We start from the raw sequence: 278 nt of genomic DNA on the forward strand, positions 1-278 counted from the left end.
GCCTGCGGGTGCACGCTATACCGCGTATACCCGCCGTGAGCCAGTTGGCGTGGTGGCTGGCATTGTGCCGTGGAACTTCCCATTGATGATTGCGATCTGGAAGCTGATTCCAGCCTTAGCAGCGGGTTGCACAATTGTCTTGAAGCCTTCTACAGAAACCCCACTCACCGCACTACGTTTGGGTGAATTGGCACTGGAAGCAGGCATTCCTCCTGGGGTAGTGAATGTATTAACAGGCCGTGGTTCGGTGGCTGGTCAGGCATTGGCTTCTCATCCAT

At 55.4% G+C, this 278-nt stretch carries 1 protein-coding gene; it reads left to right on the forward strand.

Annotation, left to right across the window (positions count from 1 at the left end; genetic code table 11):
- A partial coding sequence (locus LIN78_RS18010) for an aldehyde dehydrogenase family protein (RefSeq protein WP_227182270.1) occupies positions 1-278 on the forward strand: 278 nt, incomplete at both ends.

Source organism: Leeia speluncae (assembly GCF_020564625.1).
In the GTDB taxonomy this organism is placed as follows: Bacteria; Pseudomonadota; Gammaproteobacteria; order Burkholderiales; family Leeiaceae; genus Leeia; species Leeia speluncae.